Source organism: Microvirga sp. P4_A5, assembly GCF_056402495.1.
The window spans coordinates 23,043-29,985 of sequence record NZ_JBFUHH010000048.1 but is presented as its reverse complement, the minus strand read 5'-3'; the positions used below and the strand labels follow the sequence as shown (position 1 = coordinate 29,985).

Here is a 6,943-nt window from a genome sequence, read left to right as displayed (position 1 = left end):
ATCTTCACGATCTCATCGCGAAGCCGCTTCATGGCGGAGCTGTTCCCAATGAGGTCGTCCAGGCCATAGCTGCGGCTGCGCAGCGACATGGCCTCCCGACGGAAGAACGCGACCTCGCTTTCCAACGCGTTCGCGCGACGGCTGAGCTCCTCGATTTGCTTCGGACCCTTGAACATGACCCGGCCGACGGCGCCCATCACATTGCCGTCGCGGCTAATCGGCACACGGGATACGACCCGCTGCAAGCCCCGCATCTCCTGAATCTCTCCGACTTCGGCCTTGCCCGTTGCGACGACTTTGTGAAGCCGCGTATTGTCGATCACCTCGCGCACCGGGCGCCCATTGGCTTCGCCATGCGACAGGCCGAAGAACTTCTCGTGCACCGGCGAGATGTAGACAAGGTTCGCCTTCCGGTCGACGACGGTCATCGCTTCGAAGGGGTCGGTCAGAAAGTGGTCGATAATATCGTAGGCGAAGTCGACCGAGCTCACGAATTCGAGAACCGCGTCCGGAACGCGGCAGAACATTAGGAGTTCGCCCTTCTCCATCTTGGTCACGAGGACCGTATATTTGCGCCGGTCGATAGTAAGCGGCTGGAGCCGCCGAGCCCGCGCCTCGGACAGCCAGTCCGCATCGGATGCCAGGGCTTTGGCGCGTGGGTCCACTCCGAGCCCGATCGCAAAAGATATTTGGCCCGACGCATCGCGCACGATCAGCCCCTCGACTGGGTGGGCGATCTGTTCCATCGACGTTTCCCCGCATCTTTATTTGTCGTTGATGTAGACACTCGCACAATCGTTTTGTTGTTGGCAACTACACGTATCGGAAAGTGACTTTCTGACACACAATCCGGCAGCTATAGAACCCTCAAACAACGCTGTTGGCATGGCAGTTGCAGCTAGCTCCATACAACAATACGGGATGGTGCCGACAGCGGGGCTAAATGCAGAGAAGGGCTTATGGATTCGTGACTTTGAATCCAAAGGCACTTCAATCCTCCGGTGTCTCGATCCCGCCAATTGGAGCGGTACGTGACCTATTCAACAATCCTTTATGAAGAAGACGGGCCGATCGGGACGATCACACTTAATCGCCCGGACGATGGCAACATGTTTACAGAAACAATGTGTCATGAGATCCGCGATTTGATCGACGGGATCCGCCGTGAGGACCGAACGCGGGTGATCGTCATCACCGGAGCGGGGGAGAAATTCTTCTGCATCGGAGGGCGCAAGGACCTTCCCGTCAAGTCGACCCTTTATGCCGGAACTTTGCCGACCCTTGAAATGTATGACGCAATCGACAAGCTTCAGAAGCCGGTGATCGCCAGCGTCAACGGGTTCGCGGTCGGGGGCGGCAACGTTCTTCAGGTGGTTTGCGACCTGACCATCGCCAAGGAGAGCGCGGTTTTCCGCCAAGTGGGCCCGATGATGGGTTCCTTCGATGCCGGCTACGGCACATGGTACCTGGAAGACTTGGTAGGGAAGAAGAAGGCCAAGGAAATCTGGTACTGCAATTCCAAGATCAGCGCGCGCGAAGCGCTTGAGATGGGCCTCATCAACAAGGTCGTTCCCGATGATAGCCTGCGCGAGGAGACCCGGGCCATGGCTCTGACGATCGCGGAGCGCGGGCCGTTTGCGCTCGCGGCGATAAAGGGCGCTTTCCTTTCGCGGCATGGCGGCGTCGCAGGAATGTCGCGCGTCACCCACGATCTCCTGCTGAGGGCCTATCTCGAAACGGACGAGAGCCACGAGATGTCCACATCCTTCAGCGAGAAGCGAAAGCCCGACCCGTCAAAGTTTGGCAGGTGATCATATGCGGCAATTCCTGACTCTCCATCATCCGTCGAAGGCAAGGGACTATTACGAGAAAGGTCTCTGGCAGGACGACACCTTCTATTCGCTTCTCGCGAAGCACGCCAAGGAACGCCCGGATGCGCTGGCGCTTCGCGACGGCCGCGTCACGCTGACCTATGCGGAGTTGAGGCTATGGGTCGACGGCGTCGCATCGGATCTGCGCAGCTATGGTCTGGTGACCGGCGATTGCGTTTCGATCTGGGCGTCCAACCGGGCGGAGGTGATCGTCACCTTTCTCGCCTGTTCGCGAGAGGGATTTCCCTGCAATCCGTCACTGCATAAGACCTATTCCGAGAGCGATATCGAGACTCTCATCGGAAGGCTCAAGTCGAAGGCTCTGCTAACCGAGCCGGGCTTTGGCGGAGGCTCGATGCAGCCGCTCGAACGGACGCTGGCCGCCATCCCATCTCTCAAGGTGGTCTACATGCCGGAATTCTTTCCCAAGCCCGCGCGCTATACGGCGCAGCCCAACCATGATCCTGACAAGGTTCTCTATCTTGCCTTCACGTCGGGAACGACCGGTGCGCCGAAATGCGTCATCCACTCGGATAACACGCTGCTGGCTAACGCCCGCGATCTCGTCAACGACTGGAAACATGGCCCGCATACGGTCCTCATGACGATTTCGCCGCTGTCCCATCACATCGCATGGGTCGCGGTCGGGCAATGGCTGCTCGCCGGCTGTCTGCTCGTCACGGACGACATTCCTGCAGGCATGAGCCGAGTCGACTGGATCATCGAGAGCGGCGCCACTTATGTGATGGGCGTTCCGACCCACGCAATGGACATTCTTCAGGAGCAGAAGCTGCGGTCCATCGACAGGTTGGGAGCCGTCGACGTGTTCTACATGGCGGGTGCACCCATTCCCCCTGCCGTCGCCGATGCCTTTCTCAAGCAGGGTATCAAGCCGCAGAACGTGTACGGCATGACGGAGAACTCGTCGCACCAGTACACTCATCCCAGTGACGACACCGAGACGATCGTCTCGACCTGCGGACGGGGTGGACACGCCTACGAAGTCGCCATCTTCGATGCCGAGAACCAGAACCGGCGTCTTGCGGACGGAGAAATCGGGCAGATAGGCGGACGCGGCGCGGCGCTGATGCTGGGATATTTCGCCAACCAGGATGCGACCGACGCAAGCTTCAATGACGAAGGCTGGTTCATGTCTGGAGATTTGGGCGCCGTCATGCCCAACGGGTCCGTGCGGATCGAGGGACGTCTCAAGGACCTCATCATCCGTGGCGGCCACAACATCTACCCGGCGCATGTCGAAGGGCTTTCCGTGCGCCACGCGCGAGTTCAAAAGGCGGCTTGCTTTCCGATTGCAGACGAGCGGCTCGGGGAACGCGCATGCTTAGCGATCATCGGCGATGTGGAGGCGAAGGAGGTTCTCGATCATCTCGCCAAAGAGGGGCTGTCGAAATACGACATGCCGGAATACTTCGTCGTGCTCGATTCATTTCCGTTGACGCCGAGTGGCAAGATCCTGAAGCGCGAGCTGGTGGATATGGTCAAGCGGGGCGAGGTCCGGCCAGAATTTCTTCGCGCGCGCCAAGGTGAGAAGGTGGCCACATGACTGTAGAACTCGATTACCGGGACGACGTCGCGGTTCTGGTCCTGAACCGCCCTGATGTCCTCAATGCCTTGTCGTTTGATGTCTTGCGCCGTCTCGATGCGGCGTTCGATGAGATCGCGACCTCAAAGGCGCGGGCTCTCGTCATCGCCGGGGCCGGACCGAAATCCTTCTGCGCCGGCGCGGACATCACAGAGCTCACGGGGCGCGACCCCGTATCGCAGAAGCGCGGGGCCGAATTCGGCCAGCGCGTTTTCTCCAAGCTCGCCGCGCTGCCGATCGCATCGGTCGCGGTGATTCACGGGTTTGCCTTCGGCGGTGGAATGGAGCTCGCGCTCGCGGCGACGTTCCGGCTGGTGACGGCACAGGCCAAGATGGGACTGCCCGAGATCAAGCTGGGTTTGATCCCTGGCTATGGCGGAACGCAGCGGTTGCCGCGGATCATCGGAGAGGCGAGAGCGCTCGAAATCATCATGACCGGCCGCACGCTCGGCGCGGAAGAGGCCACGCGCATCGGACTTGCGAACAGGCTCGTCGAAGGCGATCCAGTCTCGGCAGGTCTGGACTTCGTCCGCGAGTTCATGGGCTACAGCCTGCCTGTCCTCTCGATGGCGCGGGAGGCCGTGACGCGCGCTCTCGACGTGCCGGTCGCCGAGGGTCTGAAGATTGAGGCGGATCTTTCGACGCTCGCCTACAGCACAGGGGATGCGGACGAGGGCATGAGCGCTTTCCTTGCCAAGAGAAAGCCCGTGTTTCGCGATGCGTAATGGACAAATCATCGTTACGGGCGCCAGCAAGGGAATTGGCGCCGGGATCGCGGCGGAGCTCACGCGGCGGGGATTTGAGGTCGCTGCCGTTTCACGCTCCGGCGCGACCCATTCCGGCTATGGCGTCGCGTGCGATGTCACGGATGAGAGCGCGCTTGCTGATGCGATTGCCAAGATCGGCGAACGCGGGCCGATCATTGGCCTCGTCAACAACGCGGGCGCCCACGAGGCGAAACCCTCCCTATCCCTCTCTGCTGCCGATTTCGAGCAGACCATCCGACTCAACACCACGGCGGTTTTGATCGCAAGCCGAGAGGTTCAGCCACATCTGGTCGCCGCCGGTGGTGGAATGATCCTCAATATCGGCTCGTTCTTCGAACGGCTCGGTGTCGTCGACAATCTCGCATATTGCGCATCCAAAGCCGCTGTCGGGGCCATGACACGATGCCTTGCCACCGAGTGGGCGAAGTTCGGTATTCGCGTACTCGATGTCGCACCGGGCTATATCGAGACCGATCTCAATCGGGACTACCTTTCCAGCGAGAAGGTCAAAAGCTGGCTCTCGCGGCGAATTCCGGTCGGTCGACCGGGACAGGTCGAAGAGGTGGCGAAACTGGTCGCAGCCCTCTTCTCGGAAAACATCGCCTTCCTGACAGGCGAGACGATCTACATCGACGGTGGACAGGGACATAATCACTGATGAAGATTTTCGATCAGCTCGAGCGCCAGCGCTCCTGGAGCGAAGAGGAGCAGTTGGTGATTGACCAGGTGCGTCGGCTTGCCGACGAGGTCATCGCTCCGAACGCCGAAAAATATGACAGGCACAGCGAATTTCCTGTTGCCAACATCGAGGCCATCAACGAATTCGGGCTCAATGGGATCTTTGTTCCCGAAGAGTGCGGCGGATCGCCCATGTCGTACCGGCTTTATCTGAAGGTGGTGCAGATCATCTCGGAGGCATGTGCGTCGACCGGGATCATCTACGCCACCGGTTTCCACGGCATGAAGCCTCTCATCGACTTCGGCACCGATGAACAGAAGCGCAGGCTCCTGCCTGTCATTGCCGAAGGAGGACTTGGCGCGCTCGCCATCACCGAGCCGGGAGCCGGATCGGACGCCACCGGCATGAAGACCAAGTTCACTCCGGATGGTGACGACATCATCGTGGAAGGAAACAAGATCTTCATCACGAACGGCGACGTTGCCGATCGCATCCTGCTTTTCGGCAAATGGTCAGAGATCTCCGATCCCAAGAAGGCGATATCGGTTCTCGTCTTCGAGAAGGGAACACCCGGTTTCGAGGTCGTGCGGCTCGAAGAAAAGATGGGGCACCGCGCGTCGTCCACGGCGTCGATTGCGTTCAACGGATGCCGCGTCAGCCGTGCGAACCTGCTGGGTGAGCCAGGCGACGGCCTTCGGATCCTCTTCGCGTCGCTGAACAAGTCCCGTCCCAGCATCGCCGCGCATGCCCTTGGAATCGCGAATGCGGCCTTCAAGGACATGGTCGGCTACATGAACGACCGGAAGCAGTCCGGGAAGCGCATCGTCGATTTCCAGGGTAACCAGTTCATGCTCGCCGATCTGGCAAGCGAGATCGTCATGACGGAATCATGGCTCGACTATGTGGCGCGGCTTTTCGAGAGCGGATTGACCGATGTGGGCCTTGAGGCGTCCATCGCCAAGATGCGGGCCTCCGACATCGCCATGAAGACCGCAACCGAGGCGGTCCAGATGTATGGCGGCTACGGCTATTGCGCCGATTACCGGGTCGAGCGGCTCATGCGGGACGCCAAGATCACCCAGATCTGGGAAGGAACCAACCAGGTCCATCGTCAACTGATTGGCAGGAGCTTCGCTGCACGATGAGCACAACCATAAAAACGGTCGGCGTCTGCGGAGCCGGCGGCACTATGGGCGCGGGCATCGCGATCGTGGTCGCGCGCGCAGGCTATCGAACGATTGCCTTCGACCGGTCCGAGGAGGCGCTGCAGCGGACACGCGCTCAGACCGCCAGCTTCTTCGACAAGTCCGTCGTACGGGGCAAGATGACGCCGGAGGCGCGCGAGCAGGCGCTCGCATCGCTCGTCAGCACAACCGATCCACTGGGGCTTGGCGAATGCGATCTCGTGATCGAGGCTGTGTTCGAGGATCTGGCGGTCAAGCACGCGTTGATGAAGACTCTCGACGAGGTCTGTCCCGATCACACCATCTATGCCTCGAACACGTCCACTCTTTCGATCACCGAGATCGCGGGCGGCTCGAAGCGGCCGCACAAAGTGACGGGCATGCACTTCTGTCTGCCTGCCCAGCTGATGAAACTCGTCGAGATGTCACCGGGCATCCTGACATCCTCCGAAACATTCGACACCGTCTGGCAATTCACCGAGACGCTGGGGCAGATTCCAGTCAAGACCAGCGACGATCCCGGATTTATCCTCAACGCGCTGCTTGTTCCTTTCAACAACGATGCGATCCGCGCGGTCGAGGCGGGCGTCGCGTCCGCCGCCGATGTCGATAAGGCGATCAAGGTCGGCCTCGACTACAAGATGGGGCCGCTTGAGCTGATCGATCTCATCGGCCTGGATACGCAGATCAGATTGTGCGAGGCCTTTTACGACATCACCCTGGATCCGCGTGCGGGGGCTCCTCCGCTGCTGCGGCGCATGGTAGCGGCCGGGCTGACCGGCCGGRAGTCCGGAAGGGGTTTCYTCACCTATCAGGGCAACTCCATGTTTGGAGCGTAA

7 protein-coding genes are annotated in these 6,943 nt (G+C 60.3%); 6 read left to right on the top strand and 1 reads right to left on the bottom strand.

The window, feature by feature from the left end:
• Window positions 1-746: PAS domain S-box protein (locus tag AC1DVM_RS13860; protein ID WP_477255030.1), on the bottom strand; the 746-nt coding region annotated here is incomplete at its 3' end.
• Between the two features lie 255 nt (window positions 747-1,001).
• Between AC1DVM_RS13860 and AC1DVM_RS13855 the strand changes: the two genes are divergently transcribed.
• Genes AC1DVM_RS13855 through AC1DVM_RS13830 form a run of 6 tightly spaced genes read left to right on the top strand, consistent with a single transcriptional unit; the run spans window position 1,002 to window position 6,943 of the window.
• Window positions 1,002-1,811: an enoyl-CoA hydratase-related protein gene (locus tag AC1DVM_RS13855; protein WP_477255028.1), complete on the top strand. Its 810-nt coding sequence runs from the start codon at window positions 1,002-1,004 to the stop codon at window positions 1,809-1,811.
• A 4-nt stretch (window positions 1,812-1,815) separates the two neighbouring features.
• Complete coding sequence (locus tag AC1DVM_RS13850; protein WP_477255026.1) at window positions 1,816-3,435, top strand: class I adenylate-forming enzyme family protein; 1,620 nt, start codon at window positions 1,816-1,818, stop codon at window positions 3,433-3,435.
• Window positions 3,432-4,199, top strand: a complete 768-nt coding sequence (locus AC1DVM_RS13845) for an enoyl-CoA hydratase/isomerase family protein (RefSeq protein WP_477255024.1) — start codon at window positions 3,432-3,434, stop codon at window positions 4,197-4,199. The genes AC1DVM_RS13850 and AC1DVM_RS13845 overlap by 4 nt, the downstream gene beginning before the upstream one ends.
• Window positions 4,192-4,899 (top strand): SDR family NAD(P)-dependent oxidoreductase, encoded by a 708-nt coding sequence (locus tag AC1DVM_RS13840; protein WP_477255022.1) that lies wholly within the window; start codon window positions 4,192-4,194, stop codon window positions 4,897-4,899. Before AC1DVM_RS13845 ends, AC1DVM_RS13840 begins: the two co-directional genes overlap by 8 nt.
• On the top strand, window positions 4,899-6,065 hold the full coding sequence (locus tag AC1DVM_RS13835; RefSeq protein ID WP_477255020.1) for an acyl-CoA dehydrogenase family protein: 1,167 nt from the start codon (window positions 4,899-4,901) through the stop codon (window positions 6,063-6,065). The genes AC1DVM_RS13840 and AC1DVM_RS13835 overlap by 1 nt, the downstream gene beginning before the upstream one ends.
• Window positions 6,062-6,943: a 3-hydroxyacyl-CoA dehydrogenase family protein gene (locus tag AC1DVM_RS13830; protein ID WP_477255018.1), complete on the top strand. Its 882-nt coding sequence runs from the start codon at window positions 6,062-6,064 to the stop codon at window positions 6,941-6,943. The genes AC1DVM_RS13835 and AC1DVM_RS13830 overlap by 4 nt, the downstream gene beginning before the upstream one ends.

What these genes read in the sequence shown, in the direction of transcription:
- AC1DVM_RS13845 (WP_477255024.1), top strand. Translation starts at nt 3,432, where the DNA reads ATGACTGTAGAACTCGATTACCGGGACGACGTCGCGGTTCTGGTCCTG.
- AC1DVM_RS13850 (WP_477255026.1), top strand. Translation starts at nt 1,816, where the DNA reads ATGCGGCAATTCCTGACTCTCCATCATCCGTCGAAGGCAAGGGACTAT.
- AC1DVM_RS13835 (WP_477255020.1), top strand. Translation starts at nt 4,899, where the DNA reads ATGAAGATTTTCGATCAGCTCGAGCGCCAGCGCTCCTGGAGCGAAGAG.
- AC1DVM_RS13840 (WP_477255022.1), top strand. Translation starts at nt 4,192, where the DNA reads ATGCGTAATGGACAAATCATCGTTACGGGCGCCAGCAAGGGAATTGGC.